The organism is Corynebacterium lipophilum, assembly GCF_024102595.1.
Taxonomy (GTDB): domain Bacteria; phylum Actinomycetota; class Actinomycetes; order Mycobacteriales; family Mycobacteriaceae; genus Corynebacterium; species Corynebacterium pseudogenitalium.
Window position 1 is genome coordinate 63,316 of sequence record NZ_JAEUWV010000002.1, and the last position, 17,724, is coordinate 81,039.

At 62.3% G+C, this 17,724-nt stretch carries 17 protein-coding genes; 8 read left to right on the plus strand and 9 right to left on the minus strand.

Annotation, left to right across the window (positions count from 1 at the left end; genetic code table 11):
* Window positions 1-83 precede the first annotated feature (83 nt).
* A complete protein-coding gene (gene upp, locus JMN37_RS02175) occupies window positions 84-719 on the minus strand; it encodes a uracil phosphoribosyltransferase (protein WP_070477655.1) in 636 nt (211 codons plus the stop codon).
* Window positions 720-781: 62 nt separating this feature from the next.
* On the opposite strand from upp, the gene JMN37_RS02180 reads away from it, so the two are divergent.
* The 4 genes from JMN37_RS02180 to JMN37_RS02195 all read left to right on the plus strand — a co-directional run bounded on the left by JMN37_RS02180 (window position 782) and on the right by JMN37_RS02195 (window position 4,426).
* On the plus strand, window positions 782-1,063 hold the full coding sequence (locus tag JMN37_RS02180; RefSeq protein WP_070362998.1) for a hypothetical protein: 282 nt from the start codon (window positions 782-784) through the stop codon (window positions 1,061-1,063).
* The gene (locus JMN37_RS02185; protein WP_252930952.1) at window positions 1,063-2,025 is read left to right on the plus strand and encodes a C40 family peptidase; all 963 of its coding nucleotides are present in this window, start codon (window positions 1,063-1,065) and stop codon (window positions 2,023-2,025) included. Before JMN37_RS02180 ends, JMN37_RS02185 begins: the two co-directional genes overlap by 1 nt.
* Window positions 2,026-2,037: 12 nt before the next feature.
* Window positions 2,038-3,276, plus strand: coding sequence for a SatS C-terminal domain-containing protein (locus tag JMN37_RS02190; RefSeq protein ID WP_252930953.1), 1,239 nt, complete (start codon window positions 2,038-2,040; stop codon window positions 3,274-3,276).
* Between the two features lie 64 nt (window positions 3,277-3,340).
* Complete coding sequence (locus JMN37_RS02195; RefSeq protein WP_252930954.1) at window positions 3,341-4,426, plus strand: trimeric intracellular cation channel family protein; 1,086 nt, start codon at window positions 3,341-3,343, stop codon at window positions 4,424-4,426.
* Here the strand turns inward: JMN37_RS02195 and JMN37_RS02200 are convergent.
* Window positions 4,423-5,112, minus strand: a complete 690-nt coding sequence (locus JMN37_RS02200) for a VIT1/CCC1 transporter family protein (protein ID WP_252930955.1) — start codon at window positions 5,110-5,112, stop codon at window positions 4,423-4,425. The genes JMN37_RS02195 and JMN37_RS02200 overlap by 4 nt on opposite strands.
* An 87-nt stretch (window positions 5,113-5,199) precedes the next feature.
* Here JMN37_RS02200 and JMN37_RS02205 point away from each other — a divergent pair, with 87 nt between their 5' ends.
* Complete coding sequence (locus JMN37_RS02205) at window positions 5,200-6,471, plus strand: D-alanyl-D-alanine carboxypeptidase family protein (protein WP_252930956.1); 1,272 nt, start codon at window positions 5,200-5,202, stop codon at window positions 6,469-6,471.
* Here JMN37_RS02205 and JMN37_RS02210 read toward each other — a convergent pair.
* The 4 genes from JMN37_RS02210 to JMN37_RS02225 form a co-directional block, all read right to left on the minus strand.
* Window positions 6,431-7,528, minus strand: a complete 1,098-nt coding sequence (locus tag JMN37_RS02210; RefSeq protein WP_070477651.1) for a YhjD/YihY/BrkB family envelope integrity protein — start codon at window positions 7,526-7,528, stop codon at window positions 6,431-6,433. The two genes, JMN37_RS02205 and JMN37_RS02210, sit on opposite strands and share 41 nt — an antisense overlap.
* Window positions 7,529-7,609: 81 nt before the next feature.
* Window positions 7,610-8,617 carry a tryptophan--tRNA ligase gene (gene trpS / locus JMN37_RS02215; protein WP_070363004.1) on the minus strand — a complete coding sequence of 336 codons (1,008 nt, stop codon included), beginning with the start codon at window positions 8,615-8,617 and terminating at the stop codon, window positions 7,610-7,612.
* Window positions 8,618-8,660: 43 nt separating this feature from the next.
* Window positions 8,661-9,449, minus strand: a complete 789-nt coding sequence (locus JMN37_RS02220; protein WP_070363005.1) for a trimeric intracellular cation channel family protein — start codon at window positions 9,447-9,449, stop codon at window positions 8,661-8,663.
* A gap of 1 nt (window position 9,450) precedes the next feature.
* A complete protein-coding gene (locus JMN37_RS02225) occupies window positions 9,451-10,368 on the minus strand; it encodes an exodeoxyribonuclease III (protein WP_252931022.1) in 918 nt (305 codons plus the stop codon).
* A gap of 103 nt (window positions 10,369-10,471) precedes the next feature.
* Here JMN37_RS02225 and JMN37_RS02230 point away from each other — a divergent pair, with 103 nt between their 5' ends.
* A complete protein-coding gene (locus JMN37_RS02230; RefSeq protein ID WP_252930957.1) occupies window positions 10,472-12,685 on the plus strand; it encodes an NADP-dependent isocitrate dehydrogenase in 2,214 nt (737 codons plus the stop codon).
* Between the two features lie 230 nt (window positions 12,686-12,915).
* On the opposite strand, the gene JMN37_RS02235 is transcribed toward JMN37_RS02230, so the two are convergent.
* On the minus strand, window positions 12,916-13,776 hold the full coding sequence (locus tag JMN37_RS02235; protein ID WP_252930958.1) for a hypothetical protein: 861 nt from the start codon (window positions 13,774-13,776) through the stop codon (window positions 12,916-12,918).
* Between the two features lie 344 nt (window positions 13,777-14,120).
* Between JMN37_RS02235 and JMN37_RS02240 the strand changes: the two genes are divergently transcribed.
* Window positions 14,121-15,443 (plus strand): O-acetylhomoserine/O-acetylserine sulfhydrylase, encoded by a 1,323-nt coding sequence (locus JMN37_RS02240; protein ID WP_252930959.1) that lies wholly within the window; start codon window positions 14,121-14,123, stop codon window positions 15,441-15,443.
* A gap of 1 nt (window position 15,444) precedes the next feature.
* Complete coding sequence (gene metX / locus JMN37_RS02245; RefSeq protein WP_252930960.1) at window positions 15,445-16,539, plus strand: homoserine O-acetyltransferase MetX; 1,095 nt, start codon at window positions 15,445-15,447, stop codon at window positions 16,537-16,539.
* A 7-nt stretch (window positions 16,540-16,546) separates the two neighbouring features.
* On the opposite strand, the gene JMN37_RS02250 is transcribed toward metX, so the two are convergent.
* Both JMN37_RS02250 and JMN37_RS02255 read right to left on the minus strand, forming a co-directional pair.
* Entirely contained in the window at window positions 16,547-16,882 is a 336-nt protein-coding gene (locus JMN37_RS02250) for a DUF3017 domain-containing protein (protein ID WP_240492742.1), read from the minus strand.
* Window positions 16,875-17,723 (minus strand): bifunctional methylenetetrahydrofolate dehydrogenase/methenyltetrahydrofolate cyclohydrolase, encoded by an 849-nt coding sequence (locus JMN37_RS02255; RefSeq protein ID WP_205634833.1) that lies wholly within the window; start codon window positions 17,721-17,723, stop codon window positions 16,875-16,877. Before JMN37_RS02255 ends, JMN37_RS02250 begins: the two co-directional genes overlap by 8 nt.
* Between the last annotated feature and the right edge of the window lies 1 nt (window position 17,724).

Sequence of the window (17,724 nt, forward strand, 5' to 3'; positions counted from 1 at the left end):
CAAGACTCCCCTGAAAGAACACGTATACCCCCTCGTGTACGTAACAAACTTCCGGTGATTATATCCGACGCACGTTACTTTGACTAGAGGTCAATATTGCGTGGCCCGTACAACCTATCTCCGGCGTCACCGAGGCCCGGCACGATGTACGCGTCCTCGTTGAGCCCTGGGTCAATGACGGCGGTGATCAGTCGCACCGATCCGCCGTGCTGCTTCAGCTTGTCGACGCCCGGCTGCGCACTGACCATGCACACACAAGTAATGTCGTCTGCCCCACGGCCTTCCAACAGTTCAATCGCGTGGATGAGGGAACCTCCCGTGGCCAGCATCGGATCAACCAAGAACACCGGCTGTCCCGACAGGTCGTCGGGCAGCGCCTCGAGGTACGGAACCGGCTCGTGCGTCTTCTCGTCGCGCGCCATGCCGATGAAGCCGACCTGCGCGTCCGGGATCATGGACAACGCCGGGTCAATCATTCCGAGGCCGGCACGGATGATCGGAACAATAATTGGGGGCTTTTCCAAGCGAACGCCGGTGGCTGTTGCAACCGGCGTTTTGGTTTCAAAGGTTTCGGTTTTCAGGTCACGCGACGCCTCATAAATCAGCATCGCGCCCAGGTCAGCGAGTGCGGCACGAAACGCGGTGTTGTCGCTTCGCTCATCGCGCATCAGTGTCAGACGGGAGGCTGCTAGGGGGTGGTCAACAACGGTAATTTCCATGATTCACATGGTAATTGAAATTCGGAGGGAACCGTTTACTGACTCTGTGCGTCCAACCTCTTATGACTACTTTCGCTTTTGACCAATCAACGATCCATTCGCACGCTGACTCGCTACGCGACGACGCCGCTGCGCTCCAACCACTGCCAAACGTTCCGGTTCCCAATGTGTGGCCGCTCGCGGAGTTCAGCCAGGCGCTCTCGCAGGCCGTGGAGCAGGAAAACGCGAGAAGCGAGGCTTTGAGTGAGGAAGCAAGCCGCGTCGCTTTCGCGATGCTCCTGGCTGTAAAAGCGGCCATCAGCGTTGATGAGCGATTCAGCAACCTTCTTCAGGCGGTGTTGTGATGGCTGCACTGGCTGCGGGCATTGACCCGATCGCGGCAGCGCAGCTCATTCTGCGACACGTCCCTGCCCCACTTCCCCAACTCCCATTCCTTTCCACTCCAGATTTTTCCGCCATCGAGCCCCTTGCCGCGTTCGTAGGGGCGCACCCTGCGGGCCAGACGCTGCGCAATGCTGCGAACCTGCTGGGGAAAGATCGCGACACCATTGTGAAGATGTTCGGTCAGGCGAGCAGCCTCGTGTTCTTTGCCGCCAAAGACCTGAGCAATATCGTGGTTGACCTCATCCGAGACACCCAACCGCTCCTACCACTGCTACTCAACCCTGCAACTGCGATCGGAGCGGGGATCAAGATCGCCGCCCAGGTCGCGTGGGCGGTCACCCAGGCTGGGCTCACGCTCAACGGACTGGCGAACGACCTCGCACCACTAGCCAAGCAGCTCTCGGAGATCGTGGCACACGCAGCGAGCCAACCCGCTATTGCCGCATCCTCGCAAGCAAAAGCCGCCATGTACGAGCTCGAGCGCCTCATCACAGCCCGCGAACTCCCTCACGCTAAGAACGAGGTCACCCAGCTCGCCGCCGTTCAGCAGGCGGGACCTCCTCCCTCCCGGGGTGGCTCGGCAACTGGTGAAGCTGCGGTCGCGGCGGCGAAACAACAGCTCGGCACACGGTACGCGTGGGGTGGATCTGCGCCCGGCGGGTTCGACTGCTCCGGGCTGACAAGCTGGGCGTATCGGCAGGCCGGTGTGGAGCTACCACGCCTAGCTCAAGAGCAGAATATCGGGCAACAGGTCCGCTACGAGGACCTACAACCGGGCGACCTCGCGGTGTGGGATGGACACGTTGCCATGTACGCCGGTGACGGGATGCTCATCGAAGCTGGCGACCCTGTACAGATGAACCCAGTGCGAACAGAAAACATGGGAATGGCCTTCAAAGGTTTCTGGCGTCCAACAGCGTGATAGATTTGCTGCATGATTACCCGTGCTATTTTGCCCGTCAAGCTTTCACTGACCGACGGCGATTTCTACACCCTGTGGGCGCCAACCTGGAAGGAGCACGGCTCCGAGTGGCAGGCCTTTTTCGGCGATGAAAACTCGGTGCTCGTCTTCGAATCTCCTGAGGCGCTGCTCGCATATGTCAATAACACGCCGAAGCATGACCTGGCGGACCACCCCAAGTGGGAGCAGTTTTCCAACCAGGGCGACGACCGTGTGGTGCCGAATGACAAGCAGTACTTCGACATCATTGGTGCACCGGAGTTGCTGGCTGGCCGCCCAAGCCACGAGAACGTCTCGCACCTGTCCCGCGTGTTGCAGATTTCGCGCTCCCTCGCGGAGGTAGCGGCGGCAGAGCCAGCACTGATCTTCTTCGCCTCCCACTCGATTTTGGGCAACGTCAACCGCGGCTCTGATCACTACCAGGGTGAGAACGGCCTGGACGAGTGGTCTGGTGTCGGCCGCGTCGTGCTGGCGAACTGGGAAGAGGTAGTCAAATCCCTCGACGAGTCGGTCCGCGTAGTGAAGACGGACTCCATCGACGCGGCAGCGGTCAGCGCCGCTGCCGCAGCTATCGAGGCCGCGCAAAAGGCCCGCGAAGAGGCGCAGCAGCAAGCCAGCGAGGCCGAGCGTGCTGAGCAGGAGGCGCAAGACCCATACGACAACTCCGTGTGGGCACGTGCCGGAATCGACCCAGTGAAGGTTTCCATCCAGGGCAAGAGCGTCTACACGCTGCGCACCTACCTGGGCTCCAACCCGGTATTCCTGGGCAAGTACGGTGAAATCTTCACGTTCCCGTCCACCAAGCACCTTGGACGCTGGATTATCGAGAACGATGACCATGACCTCGCCGCAGTAGCAACCTGGCCTGACCTGGTTACCCTGGCCAACGCTGGTGAGCTCGAGGTCACCGTCCACCCGGACAACTCCTACTCCTTCAACGGCATCGCGCAGGACATCAAGCAGGGCGTCGATAGCGTCGATACCAAGCAGATGGCGAAGGCCTACGAACTGCTTGCCGACGCCGCCGACTGGGCCAAGGACGACTCGCTCAACTCCTTCCTCCTGGCAAACCCACGCATGCAGGACTACCTGGCGTACATGCTGGGCTCCACCGAAGCCGCAGGCTACGTCCCATCCGCGCCGTTTACGGATAAGGCTGAGGCGTGGAACGAGATGGAACTGCAGCTCATCAAGCGCTTCTCCAAGTTCTAGTCGCAGCCTACATTCCTGAGGCCGTCGAAGACACCGGATTCTGGCACACGTAAAATGTGCCACCATGGACCAGGTCGATCCGTTAATCTCCGCTATTTATCGTTGGTTCGATGTATCCGGTGTCTTACTGATGGGCATCATCGGTGGCACAATCGCACGCCACCGCGGCTACGACATCATCGGGTTTTTCTTCATCGCGATGCTCTCCGCACTCGGCGGAGGCATGCTTCGCGACGTCCTCATCAACGAAGGCACCGTGGCCGCAATGAGCCAGCCGGAGTACCTCATCCTGGCCTTTACCGGCGCGGTGATCGCGCGCTTTACATACTTCAAAGGGCGCGCGTGGAGCGTGCTTGAAAGCCACGGCGACGCCTTCGTCTCAGCGCTGTGGGCGGCCACCGGGGCGTCGAAAGCCCTGACGTACGGGCTGCCGGTCCTGCCTGCGATCATGATGGGCGTGTTCACCGCGACGGGCGGCGGCATGATCCGCGACGTCGTCACCGGCCGCGAGCCGAGTGTCTTCGGCAACAACCAACCAACGGTCATCCCGGCGGTGGCCTGCTCCATCATCGTCCTGATCGGGCACGCCACGGGCCACATGGCGATCGGGATGGTGCTTGGCCCGATGGTGAGCTTCGGACTCTTCCTGCTCGGCTACTACGGAAACTGGCGGATCTCCACGAACTCCGAGTTCGCGCCGGTAAACCAGACCGCGGCACACCTCGCCGAACTGGCTCGGAAAGCGGAGCGTCGCTCACGCAACATCGCACGTGAACTCGAGCCGACCCGCGTGCGCTCCTGGCGCCACCGCCAGATGGAAAAGGCGCTCCAGCGCAGGATAGAATCGGAGGTCAAGCGCGGCAAAGGGCGTAAGGAGGCCGTGCACGAGGCAGACGCGTTCCTGCAGGAATTCACCTCCCAGTTCGAGGCGATTGATGCTGAGGACAAGCAGGATGTGACGGAGGAGGCGTCGACAAGCGAGTCGCTGCTCGACGGCATCGGGGTGGATCTCTCCGGCGACTCCTACGACGAAGACCAGCACCTGGACCAATCCGCGAGCAAGATGTTGGACATGATCCTGCAGGACGACAAACTCACCGACGAGCTCATCGAGCGGCTGGTCAAACAGTACGAGGCCCGCAACCCCTAGAGCGCCGTGGTGCCGAAGACCCAGCCGGCGCCGAACGTAATAGCAAGGCCGAGTGCGCCACCAATGACCAGGCGCAGCACGGCGCGCGTCACGCTCGCGCCGCCAATGCGCGCGGAAACCGCGCCCGTCGCCGCCAACGCCACGAGCGTCACAATGAACGTCGACGCCACACGCCACGAGTCCGGCGGGAGCAGCACCGCAGCAAGCGGCAGCAACGCACCGAGGAAGAAGGAAATGAACGACGCAATGGCCGCGGACCATGGGTTCGCAAGGTCGTCCTCGTCGATGCCGTAGTGCATTTCCAAGTGGGCCTTGATGGGGTCCTCGGCGGTGCGCTCCTTCGCCACCTTCAGCGCCGTCTTCGAGCTCAAACCAGACGCGACGTAGCCTGCGACCAGGTGCTCGAACTCCTCGTGCGGGTCCTCCTTGTGCAGCTCGAGCTCGCGCTCAATGAAGGCGTTTTCCATATCCCGCTGGGAGGACACAGACACGTATTCGCCGAGCGCCATCGACACCGCGCCACCAATCAGCGCGGCGATGCCGGCCGTAGCGATCGCGGGAACATTCGGGGTAGCACCCGCGACGCCGACGACCACCGCGGCCGTCGAAACGATGCCATCATTCGCGCCGAGCACTGCCGCGCGCAGCTTATTCAGCCGCTCATTCATGCCTTCTACTGCAACCATGCGCACATCGTGGCTGAAACTACACACCTGCGCAACAAAGCGCAGCCTCACCAATATCGTGGGTGACCTGGCGTACGATAGCCTGCGATGAACACTGCAATACGCATCGCAAGCGCCGTGTGCGCGCCCCTGTGCCTGACTCTCGCCCCTGCCCCGCTTGCGCAGGCGGAGGATATGACGGTCACGACCACGGTCACTCCCCGCCCCGGGTTTTACGACGACTACGGCAACTGGGTCCCTCCTGTTCGCCTCCACGCGCCGGACACGAACAATTGCGAACGCTCCCTGTGGCCGCCCGAACCAGTCTCGACGTCCGAAGCTCGCGAAACCGAGACGCTCCAACCACTCCCCGTAACCTACGAGGGCTCCTGCGGCATCGAGGCGCCCGAGGGATTCCATGTCGATGAGGGGGTGCTCGCGTCCGCGTGGCTGGTCGCCAACCTCGATACCGGCGACGTGATTGCGATGAAGGATCCGCACGGCAGGTACAGGCCGGCCTCGATTATTAAGGTGCTGCTCGCACTCGTGGCGATTGACGAGCTGCCCCGCGAACAGCGCGTTGTGGTCAGCGAGGAATCCGCTGGCCAGGAGGGCTCCGCCGTCGGCATCGGGGCCGGCGGCGAGTACACCGTCAACGACCTGCTACACGGCCTGCTGATGGCCTCGGGCAACGACGCCGCCCATGCGCTCGCGCAGGCGCTCGGCGGTGACGACGCCACCCTGACGAAGATCAACGCGAAAGCCCGCGAGCTCGGCATGACTGACACCCGCGCAACCTCCTACTCCGGCCTGGATCGCACCGGCATGTCTACCTCGGCGTGGGATATGGCGCTCGCCTACCGGGCCGCATTTTCCAACCCCACGTTCGCCGAAATCGCGGACACCGCCTCCTACCCCTTCCCCGGCTACGGCGACATCCCGGGATACGAGCTGTGGAACGACAACCAGCTCTACCTCAACGACCCAGACGGCATCGGCGGCAAGACCGGCTACACCGATGACGCAAACCACACCTTTGTCGGCGCCGTCAACCACGACGGCGTGCGTCTGGTGGCAGTCGTGCTAGATACCACGGTAGATAAGATGCGCGCGTGGCAGCAGGCGCAGGCGCTGCTCCACGAGTCCTACGCCTACGCCTCCGAGGGCCACACCCACGTGGCGTCGCTGAACCCTGTCGAGGGAACGCCGACGACAACATCGCAGCCGACCGATACCGCTGATGAGCAGCCTGGAACAGCAAAAAGCCAGGGTGGCATTCCCTGGCTTTCCATCGCGCTCGTCGGCGGCGTGCTGGTGGTTACCGCACTCGCCGTCGCGCTTAGTTTCGCGTCAGCAAAGAAACGATCCCGACGCCAATAGCACCAATCGCGGCCCCAATGCCTAGCGCCTTGCCCGATGCCGAGGCGCTGCTAGCAGGGTCCTGGTACGCGCCCGCGCGCACATTAATGATCGCGGACTCCGGGACCTCAACCGGCTCGAGCTCCAACGACTCCTCTGTAGTTGCGGTCCAGGCAGAAACGTAGAGCACAACGCGCCAGATGAGATAGAGCACCACCATCAGCACAATCACTGGGCCGAAGATCGCGCCGGCTGGGTTGCCCGTCGCCGAGCTGACGATCACGGTTGCGAACTGCTTCACCAGCTCGAACGCGACCGCGCCGAGCAGCGCGCCCTTCAGGCCGGACTTCATCGGCACCTTCGTGCGCGGCATGTACGTGACCATCCACCACATAACCAGGAAGTTCGCCAGCACACCGACCAACAGGCCGACGGCCCACACCACGAGGCGGGCCCCCGGGAAGTCACCGAGACCGAAGTGCTCCATCGCCTGCGAGGTCCAGGAGGATGCACCTACAGCGGTCACACCGAACGCCACGATGAAGAGCAGAATCAAACCGATCAAGCCCAACAGGTCCGTCAGCTTCTTCACGACGAAGTTTCCACCATCATTCGCGTCAAGGTTCCACATCGCCGAAACGCCGACTCGCAGGTTGTTCATCCATCCCAAGCCGGACCAGAGGGTTGTGAGCAAACCGACACCTGCGACGGCTCCACGCTGGTCGATCGCTGCCTGTAGCAACTCGTTGACGGTCTCGCCGAGTCCCCCTTCGAGGTTCTCAGTGATTTGGTCCTGCACCTGCTGCATGATGTCCGGGCGCCCGTTCAAAAACATACCGAGGGCAGCGAACAGCAACATCGCCAGCGGGAAGAGTGACAGTACCGAGAAGTACGTAATACCTGCTGAAAGCTGGTTTCCGCCCTGCGCGGAGAAACGCTCGTTCATCCGCATCAGGTGCCCGACCGCCGGAGCCTTCTTCGCAATCTCGTCCGCAGCGCCCTCTGTTTGCTGCTTCGTGGCGCGCTCAATGCCCTGCCGATCGGTGTACTCCGTCTGTGGCGACGTCGAAGTGGCCATCACAGTCCCTTCCCTACTTCTGGTTTGTTACGTTAAGCACACCATCGTAGAGGAAAGGTCCACCATCTAGCCACCGAATTGCTAGGCTCCCGCGAGAAAACCAACCTTCTCATACACGTCTTTTACCAACGGCGCCGCGATCTCGCGTGCGCGCTGCGCTCCGTCCGCAAGGATGCGTTCCAGCTGTCCACGGTCGTTCATGAGTTCGTCGTAGCGGGCGCGAAGTGGCGTCGTAAAGGCCTCAAGTGCATCGGCCGTGTCAACCTTCAGTGCGCCGTAGCCCTTGCCCTCGTAGCTGGCCACCAGCGAGTCGATCGGGGTGCCGGTCAGCGCAGACTGGATCACTAAGAGGTTGGAAACACCTGGCTTGTTTTCCTTGTCATAGGCGACGACGCCATCGTCGTCCGTCACCGCGGAACGGATCCGCTTCGCGGACACCTTCGGATCATCCAGCAGGTTAATCAGACCCTTGGGGTTCTGCCCAGACTTGCTCATCTTCGACGTCGGGTCCTGCAAGTCGTAAATCTTTGCCGAGCCTTCCGGAATCAGCCCCTCCGGCACAACGAACGTGGAGCCGTAGCGGGAGTTGAAACGCTCGGCGAGCGTGCGGGTCAGCTCAAGGTGCTGACGCTGATCTTCACCAACGGGCACAACCTGTGGCGAGTACAGCAAAATATCGGCGGCCATCAACACCGGGTAGGTGAACAGACCGACCGAGGTGCGATCCTGGCCCTGCTTCTGGCTCTTGTCCTTAAACTGCGTCATGCGGCTTGCCTCGCCGAAGCCGGTGAGGCACTGCAGCACCCAGGTCAGCTCCGTGTGCTCAGGCACATGCGACTGCACGAACAGAGTGGACTTCTCTGGGTCGATGCCGAGCGCGATCAGCTGCGCGCAGCCCGCGATGGTGCGCTCGCGCAGCTCCTTCGGATCCTGGTCGACCGTGATGGCGTGCAGGTCCGGGATGAAATAAAACGCGTCGTACCCGTCTTGCAGGTCAATCCACTGCTTCAATGCCCCAAGGTAGTTGCCGAGGTGGTAGGAATCTGCCGTGGGTTGAATGCCGGAAAGTACGCGCTGTTTTTTAGTCATGCCTACCTACTGTAGACCGGAACGTGCGCGTGCGGTACCTGCCCTATTCTTTTTCCTCTTTGTCGGTCTTATTGTTTGGCCGCGGGTCGGTTCGGCGCATGCGCTTGATGCCGCGGTAGACCTGGCGCGCCCCCGGCACCATCCGCGCTCGCCGGTAGAAGTAAGAGGTCAGCGCGTACTTCGGGTCGATCTCGGCGACGCGCTCGTCGTCGTACACATAGACCGGCAGTGACCAGCCACGCTTCAGGGAAACCAGGCGGATACCCAGCACGAGCAGCACGGTAACAATGACGTTGACCCACTCCGGGACCCTCGCCATCATCATGAGCCACCACGCCACGGTGCCAATCACCGCCGCCGACGCATACAGCTCTTTCCGGAACACCAGCGGCACACGATCGGAGAGGACGTCGCGAATGATACCGCCGGACACACCGGTGGTGATGGCGGCCACGCAGGCAATGATGAACCCGTGGCCGTTCTCAATCGCGATTCGAATACCAACAACAACGAACGCGGCGAGCCCGATGGCGTCGGCAACTAAGAAGCCGCGACGCAGCTGGTGCATCAGCCAACTAATGCGGACAGTCAGTACGGAAGCAACTACGACGAGCAGCAGATACTCGGGTTTTTCCACCCACACCATCGGGTAAATCCCCAGCAGCAGGTTGCGCACCGTGCCGCCGCCGAGCGCGGTCAACGCGCCGAGGGTGATGACCCCGAAGAGGTCCATGCGCATGCGGCCCGCGGACACGGCGGCGGTCATGGCCTCTGCGACGATGCCGATGATGAAGAGCGCGGTGATGAGCTGATCGGTGCTGACTGCGTCCATATTAAATGTCGTATTCCACGATGAGTGGGGAGTGATCCGACCAGCGCTGCTCAACCGTAGGCGCCTTTTCCACCCAGCTGCGCTGCGCGCGCTCGAGCATGGACTTCGTTGCGGCCTGGTAGTCGATGCGCCAGCCGGCGTCGTTGTTAAACGCCTGGCCACGGTAGGTCCACCATGTGTACGGCGCGTCCTCGGGCTGCAGGCGGCGCGCGACGTCGAACCACTGCGGGCTCTCATTCGCTTGTCGACGCCCCTCCGACTCATACTCCACCGCCCCAGCCCACCGGCTTGCTTCCTTGTCTTCGAGGTCCTGCGCGGCGTCATCCGGGAACGCACCGAAGACGGAGTCCATGAACGCGCGCTCGTCGGGCAGGAAGCCGGACTTCTTCCGGTTCGTCTTCCAGTTCTTCAAGTCTTCGCGGCGGTGGCAGATGTTCCAGTCGCCTGCGATCACCATGTCGGGGTACTTCGCGGGCAGTTCCTCGAGCACCGGGCCGAACTGGTCGAAGAAGCGGTACTTCTCGTCCTGCTTGGCCGTCTCCGCCGCACCCGACGGCAGGTAGAGCGATGCCACCCGCACACCATTTTCGAGCGTCGCCGCAATGAAGCGCCCCGCGTCCTCGAATCCTGGGATACCAACACTTACCTCAGATAGGGGGGTTCGTGAGAGAATTCCCACACCCGCGCGGCCTTTCGCGCCCGGAGTTTCTGCCGGGGCGACGGCGAGATACCACCCTTGCTCAAGCGCAGGCGCCAGCGCGAGCTCGGTTTGTTCCTGCGTTGCCCGCACCTCTTGCATCAGCACGACGTCGACAGACGAGGCGTCGAGCCATGCGTGCATCCCGTGATTAAGCTCGTTGCGGACCTTCGTGGCCGCGCGGATTCCGTTGACGTTGACCGAAGCAATGCTTAAAACCATGCCCATGACCCTACCTTTCCCCGCTAATACAAGACACGCGGTATGTAAAAGCTGTACGCTGTGGGTTTAGGCAACACATTTGACGCGATACTTAAGGAGAACCATGGCTCAAATCATTTGGACACGCACCGATGAAGCGCCACTGCTGGCAACCTATTCCCTCAAGCCAATCGTTGAGGCATTCGCCGCTCAGGCGGGACTCGATGTCACCACCGCTGACATCTCGCTTGCAGGCCGCATCATTGCGCAGTTCCCGGAGCGTCTCACCGACGAGCAGAAGATGGACGACGCACTTGCGCAGCTCGGCCAGCTTGCTACTACCCCCGAAGCGAACATCATCAAGCTTCCGAACATCTCGGCTTCCCTGGTCCAGCTGAAGAAGGCCATCGCAGAGCTGCAGGCCGCTGGCTTCGACCTGCCGGAGTACCCGGACAATCCTTCCACCGACGAAGAGCGCGAAGTACAGAAGCGTTACGACGCCGTGAAGGGCTCCGCCGTGAACCCCGTCCTGCGCGAGGGCAACTCCGATCGCCGTGCGCCGGAGGCCGTCAAGAACTTCACAAAGAAGCACCCACACTCGATGGGCGCGTGGTCGAAGGACTCCAAGACCAACGTTGCGACCATGGATGCTGGAGACTTCCGCCACAACGAGAAGTCCGTCATCATGCCGGCGGCCGATTCCCTGACCATCAAGCTGGTCGCCAATGATGGCACCGAGACCGTCCTCAAAGACTCCCTGGCCGTTGAGGCTGGCGAGGTCGTGGACGGCACCTTCATGTCCGCCAAGGCACTCGACGCCTTCCTTCTCGACGCCGTCAAGCGCGCCAAGGAAGAGGGCGTGCTCTTCTCCGCCCACCTGAAGGCAACGATGATGAAGGTCTCCGACCCAATCATCTTCGGCCACGTCGTCCGCGCATACTTCAAGGACGTCTACGACAAGTACGGCGAGACCCTTTTCGCTGCTGGCCTGAACGGCGAGAACGGCCTGGGCGCGATCCTCGATGGCCTTGCTGGCGTCGATAATGGCGAGGAGATCCGCGCGGCCTTCGAGCAGGCACTGAAGGACGGCCCGGCGTTGGCGATGGTCAACTCCCACAAGGGCATCACCAACCTGCACGTACCATCCGACGTGATTATCGACGCCTCGATGCCTGCGATGATCCGCACCTCGGGCCACATGTGGAATGCTGCCGACCAGGAGCAGGACACCCTGGCGACCATCCCGGACTCCTCCTACGCGGGCGTCTACCAGGCGGTTATCGACGACTGCCGCGCCAACGGCGCCTACGACCCAACCACCATGGGCACCGTGCCAAACGTCGGCCTGATGGCGAAGAAGGCTGAGGAGTACGGCTCCCATGACAAGACCTTCAAGATCCCTGCCGACGGCAAGGTGCAGGTTGTCAGCAAGCTTGGCAACGTCCTCATCGAGCACGACGTCGAAGCCGGCGACATCTGGCGCGCATGCCAGACCAAGGACGCCCCGATCCAGGACTGGGTCAAACTCGCGGTCAACCGCGCACGCCTGTCCGGCATGAAGGCCATCTTCTGGCTCGACGAGGAGCGCGCACACGACCGCAACCTCATCGAGCTGGTGAACAAGTACCTGCAGGACCACGACACGGACGGCCTGGACATCTCCATCTTGAACCCGGTTGAGGCGACGAAGGTTTCCGTCGAGCGCATCCGCCGCGGCGAGGACACCATCTCCGTGACCGGTAACGTCCTGCGCGACTACAACACCGACCTGTTCCCGATTCTGGAGCTGGGCACCTCCGCGAAGATGCTCTCCGTCGTTCCACTGATGGCTGGCGGCGGCCTCTTCGAAACCGGTGCCGGCGGCTCCGCGCCGAAGCACGTCCAGCAGGTCCAGGAGGAGAACCACCTGCGCTGGGACTCCCTCGGCGAGTACCTCGCACTTGCAGAGTCCTTCCGCCACGAGAAGAACACCAAGGGCAACGAGAAGGCAGGCGTCCTCGGTGACGCGCTGGACCGCGCAACGGAGAAGCTGCTCAACGAAGGCAAGTCGCCATCGCGCAAGGTCGGCGAGATCGACGACCGCGGCTCCCACTTCTGGCTGGCCCGCTACTGGGCCGAAGAGCTCGCCGCGCAGTCCGAGGACGCAGACCTGGCGGCCACGTTCGCTCCGGTTGCTGCGGCGCTGGCAGAGAACGCCGAGACCATCGACGCAGAGCTGCTCGCGGTGCAGGGCTCCCCTGCCGACTTGGGTGGCTACTACTGGCCTGAGGAGGCCAAGGTCACTGCCGTCATGCGTCCGTCGGCAACGTTTAACAAGGTGATTGACGGTTTGAAGTAAACCCTCGGTTTGATCGGCCCCGGTTGCTGCGTTTTCGCGGCGGCCGGGGTTTCGTTTACGGTTCTTGACCTGGCGCCCAGGATGGTACCTCTACGTGGTAACCAGAGGATGGTAATCAGCCGAGTAACTGGGCCGACGGCGATCACCTCTACTCGGCTGATTACCGTCCTCTGGTTACCATCCTCGGCAAAGAGCGGGCTGCGGGTGTGGTGGCGTCGAGAAGCGACTGCTCACGCGAGCGCAGCCCGGCGGCCAGCGATGGTGTCGCGGACCTCGCGGACGAACTGATCGGGGTACCGACGCAAGAACGACGGCGAGTAGCGGAGGAAGACATACCCCCTGTTGGCGATTATCTTCTGCCGCTCGAACTCTTCCTGCCGCGCGCGTTCGGCGTTGGGTCCCTGGTATTTCACGTTGCCGTCGATCTCGATGAGCAGCCAGCCGTCGATGCAAAGATCTGCGTAGCGTCCAGCCACTTCGTACTGCGTAAGCAAAGGGCCGATCCCCGCCCGGATCAGCAGAGCGCGTGCGAAAGATTCGTAGGGCGAACCGGAATCCGCGACACAGTGCCGGATGCACTCCCGGACCACGGCAACGCCCTTTAGCCTGCCAAGTTGGGATGCCTCCCGTTCAAGAAGTTCAAACGTAAACCCACTACACCGAAGGTAGTCGGCAGCGACGAGCCCTTCGACGAAGCCGTAATGGCGGGCGATGTCAGCAAACGTTCGGAAACCGTTAGTAACCCGGTGGCCGTCGCGCAACGAGATTTCGTTGCTACGCAGCACCATGCGCCGAAACATTATCCCCTCCCGGTTTCGGCGAGATGGCGGGCTCCCCCTCGAAAGCAGACACAGTTCGACGGGTTCTTCCGTCGTACTGATCACCCAAATGCCGTGCATGCGCGCGGCCGATCTTCCGACCAACACCGCTTCCCTGCTCATCATCGCAGCAGCTTCGACGCGCAGCCACTGACGTTCGTGGAACCTCAGCTCTTTCCATCCCGTCTCTGCATACACAATGCTCGTGTCGAGCACCCGATACGGCCCTCGGAGTTTGTCGAGTTCCTTGTGGGAAAGAACCCGCTTGTCCACAATCCCCCGCCGTAGCTCTTCCTTCCGTTCCTCCCACCGTTGCCGTTGTGCATTATGCGCTCTGTCAATCCCCATGTCTTTTCTGACGGCGAAAACCCGGCACCGGTTCCCTCCCGCCGCGAAGGCCTAGCCCGCGTTGCACGACGCGAAGGTTCACGAACGTACACCACCGTCACTATTGTCAACATGGTTGAACCAGCAAGTTGGCATGACTACCGCCCGGGGTGAGCGTGACGCTGGAAGCTCTTCACTTTTCTATTTATATTCACATATATCGCCTGGTTAAACAGTATTGCTAGACAGCTTGGTTCACACGAAACCTACCAAGCGTTACATTGTTCCCCATGACTCAATACGACAACAGCAATACGAAAGATTGGTCCTTCAACACCCGCACCATCCACGCCGGACAGGCCGTGGACAGCGACTACGGGGCCCGCAACCAACCCATCTACATGACCACCTCCTACGTGTTCGACAACGCTCAGCACGCAGCAGACCGCTTCAACCTCTCCAACCCAGGCCCGATCTACACTCGCCTGACCAACCCAACCCAGCAGGCACTCGAAGACCGCATCGCGGACCTCGAGGGTGGCGTCGCAGCTACCGCATTCGCCTCTGGCATGGCTGCAGAGACCGCCGCCATTACGAACCTGGCGTCGGCAGGTGACCACATCGTCACCTCGCCTCGCATCTACGGTGGCACCGAGACCCTGTTCCAGGTGACGCTGCCACGCCTCGGCATCGACGTCACGTTCGTGGACAACCCTGACGATCCAGAGAGCTGGCAGGCGGCTGTCCAGCCGAACACGAAGGCGTTCTACGGCGAGACCTTCGGCAACCCGATCGCCGACGTCCTCGACATTCCGACCGTCGCCGAGGTCGCGCACCGCAACCAGGTGCCGCTGATTATCGACAACACCATGGCCACCGCTGCCCTGGTCCGCCCACTGGAGCTCGGCGCGGACATCGTGGTCGTTTCCACCACGAAGTTCTACACCGGCAACGGCGCAGCTATCGGCGGCGTCCTCGTCGACGGCGGCAAGTTCGACTGGACCGTCGAACGCGACGGCAAACCGGTCTTCCCGTACTTCGTCACCCCGGACCCGGCGTACCACGGCCTGAAGTACGCGGACCTCGGCGCACCGGCCTTCGCCCTGAAGGCTCGCGCTGGCATCCTGCGCGACACTGGCGCTGCAATCTCCCCGTTCAACGCGTGGGTTGCACTGCAGGGGCTGGACACGCTCAGCCTGCGCGTGGAGCGCCACAACGAGAACGCGCTGAAGGTGGCAAAGTTCCTCAGCGAGCACGACAAGGTGGCCAAGGTGAACTTCGCCGGCCTCGAGTCCTCTCCGTACTACGCGGTCAAGGAGAAGCTCGGCCTGCGCTACACCGGCTCGGTGCTCTCCTTCGAGGTCGCAGGCGACAAGGACGACCACACCAACGCCTGGAAGTTTATCGACGCCCTCAAGCTGCACTCGAACCTGGCGAACATCGGCGACGTCCGCTCCCTGGTGGTTCACCCGGCTACAACGACGCACTCCCAGTCGGACGCGGAGGGCCTGGCACGAGCCGGCATCTCCCAGGCAACCATCCGCCTGAGCGTCGGTATCGAAGACGCCGACGACATCATTGCGGACCTCGAGCGCGGATTCGCAGCGATCTAACATGCCCAACCTGGCGCCTGAAGGCGAGCTGCAATTAGTCCCGATTGGCGACTTCACCACAGAGGCCGGAGCCACCATCCAGGACGCCCACATCGCATACCAGCGGTGGGGGCAGTTCCGGGGTGACCCGAAGGGCGACAACAACATCCTTGTTGTTGAGCACGCCTTAACCGGCGATTCCAACGCCGCCGAGTGGTGGAGCGGGGCGATCGGCCCCGGCAAAGCACTCGACACCGACACTTGGTGCGTGATCTGCACCAACGTGATCGGGTCCTGCTACGGCTCGACTGGCCCTGCGAGCACGCATCCCGACGGCGCCGCGTGGGGGTCCCGCTTCCCCGCACTTTCAGTCCGCGACCAGGTCCGCGCCGAACGCACCTTGTTCACCCAGCTCGGTATCCACCGTGTGCATGCCATCATGGGGGGCTCCATGGGCGGGGCGCGCACCCTGGAGTGGACGCTGCTTTACCCCGAATCTGTCGGCTACGCCTGCGTCATGGCGGTCTCCGCGCGCGCAAGCGCCTGGCAGATCGGCATCCAGGAGGCTCAGATTTACGCCATCGTGCGCGACCCCAACTGGCACGGCGGCGACTACTACTCCACCGGCACCTCCCCCGATGAGGGACTGGCTGCCGCCCGGCGCATCGCACACCTCACCTACCGCGGTGAGCTCGAAATCGACGAGCGCTTCGGCACAAGCGCCCAAGAAGGCGAAAACCCACTCGGCCCCTACCGCGAGCACGACCAGCGCTTCGCTGTGCAAAGCTACCTGGACTACCAGGGGCAGAAGCTCGTCAAGCGTTTCGACGCCGGCGCCTACGTCACACTCACTGAAGCCATGAACCGCCACGACATCGGCCGCGGTCGCGGAGGCCTGAACAAGGCGCTGCACTCGTCGACGGTGCCGACGATGATTGTGGGCGTCGATACGGATATTTTGTACCCCTACCACCAGCAGGAACACATGTCCCGCAACCTGGGAAACCTGCTGGGGATGCACAAGCTGTCATCCCCGGTTGGCCACGACGCGTTTCTCGTCGAAGCCCGCCAGATGGACAACATCTTGCGCAACTTCATCGCGCTGACCAGCGCGTAAGATCCTTTTAAGAGCCCAGCGCGTCCACCGACCAGGCTAGCCACACCATCGCGGCGCCCAGGCCGGTGGAAAACGCGATATCGAAACGCTTGGAGCGCACTGCCAGCAGACCAATGACTTGCGAGTCGCACGTCAGGCGCAGCAGTGCGCACCACAGCATGGTCGCCCCGAGTGTGAACGTGGCACGCCGCCAGTGGTCCGTCAGCGACCACACCCCCGCGGCGACAAACCCCAGGATGAACACGCCGACCATCGCCACCTGCACGTTCCGAGGCAGTGGCGAGGGCGGGTTCCCAATGTCATGAGGGTTGTCCAGCGACAACCCTTCTGCCGAGTTAGGCAAGCTGCTCAGCCCGCTCCACGATATTGCGGACCAGGAACGTGCGAGTCATCGGGCCAACGCCACCAGGGTTCGGCGAGACCCAGCCCGCCTTCTCCCATACATCCGGGTGCAGGTCGCCGACCGTTTTGCCGTCGACACGAGAGACGCCCACGTCCAGCAACGCGGCGCCTTCCTTAATCATGTCCGCGGTAATCATGTGTGGCTTGCCAGCGGCCGCGATGACCACATCCGCCCGGCGCGTCTCCGCAGCCAGGTCCTTCGTGCCGGTGTGGCACAGCACCGTCGTGGCGTTGACGTTACGCGAGGTCAACATAAGGGAAATCGGGCGCCCCACGGTCACTCCGCGGCCGATGACACACACGATCGCGCCGTTAAGATCCACGCCAAAGCGCTCCAGCAGCTTGATGGAACCGTTCGGGGTGCACGGCAGCGGCGCGGGCTCGTTAAGCACCAGTTTGCCCAGGTTGACCGGGTGCAGGCCGTCGGCGTCCTTGTCCGGGTCGATCAGTTCCAGGATGCGGTTCTCATCCAGGTGCTTCGGCAGGGGCAGCTGCACGATGTAGCCGGTGACGGCGTCGTCGTTGTTGAGCTCCTCGATGACTTCCTCGAGTGCTTCCTGCGTGATGTCCCCCGGCAGCTCCTTCATGATGGAGGCAATGCCCAGCTCCTCACAGTCGCGGTGCTTCATGCGCACGTAGTTCTGGCTCGCCGGATCATCGCCGACCAGCACGGTGGCCAGCCCCGGCGTGATCCCACGCTCGCGCAGGGCAGCAACTCGTGTTTTGAGATCCGCAAAGATCTCCTCGCGGTACAGTTTTCCGTCTAATTTAATCGCAGTCACG

What these genes read in the sequence shown, in the direction of transcription:
- upp (WP_070477655.1), bottom strand. Translation starts at nt 719, where the DNA reads ATGGAAATTACCGTTGTTGACCACCCCCTAGCAGCCTCCCGTCTGACA.
- JMN37_RS02180 (WP_070362998.1), top strand. Translation starts at nt 782, where the DNA reads ATGACTACTTTCGCTTTTGACCAATCAACGATCCATTCGCACGCTGAC.
- JMN37_RS02185 (WP_252930952.1), top strand. Translation starts at nt 1,063, where the DNA reads ATGGCTGCACTGGCTGCGGGCATTGACCCGATCGCGGCAGCGCAGCTC.
- JMN37_RS02190 (WP_252930953.1), top strand. Translation starts at nt 2,038, where the DNA reads ATGATTACCCGTGCTATTTTGCCCGTCAAGCTTTCACTGACCGACGGC.
- JMN37_RS02195 (WP_252930954.1), top strand. Translation starts at nt 3,341, where the DNA reads ATGGACCAGGTCGATCCGTTAATCTCCGCTATTTATCGTTGGTTCGAT.
- JMN37_RS02200 (WP_252930955.1), bottom strand. Translation starts at nt 5,112, where the DNA reads ATGGTTGCAGTAGAAGGCATGAATGAGCGGCTGAATAAGCTGCGCGCG.
- JMN37_RS02205 (WP_252930956.1), top strand. Translation starts at nt 5,200, where the DNA reads ATGAACACTGCAATACGCATCGCAAGCGCCGTGTGCGCGCCCCTGTGC.
- JMN37_RS02210 (WP_070477651.1), bottom strand. Translation starts at nt 7,528, where the DNA reads ATGGCCACTTCGACGTCGCCACAGACGGAGTACACCGATCGGCAGGGC.
- trpS (WP_070363004.1), bottom strand. Translation starts at nt 8,617, where the DNA reads ATGACTAAAAAACAGCGCGTACTTTCCGGCATTCAACCCACGGCAGAT.
- JMN37_RS02220 (WP_070363005.1), bottom strand. Translation starts at nt 9,449, where the DNA reads ATGGACGCAGTCAGCACCGATCAGCTCATCACCGCGCTCTTCATCATC.
- JMN37_RS02225 (WP_252931022.1), bottom strand. Translation starts at nt 10,368, where the DNA reads ATGGTTTTAAGCATTGCTTCGGTCAACGTCAACGGAATCCGCGCGGCC.
- JMN37_RS02230 (WP_252930957.1), top strand. Translation starts at nt 10,472, where the DNA reads ATGGCTCAAATCATTTGGACACGCACCGATGAAGCGCCACTGCTGGCA.
- JMN37_RS02240 (WP_252930959.1), top strand. Translation starts at nt 14,121, where the DNA reads ATGACTCAATACGACAACAGCAATACGAAAGATTGGTCCTTCAACACC.
- metX (WP_252930960.1), top strand. Translation starts at nt 15,445, where the DNA reads ATGCCCAACCTGGCGCCTGAAGGCGAGCTGCAATTAGTCCCGATTGGC.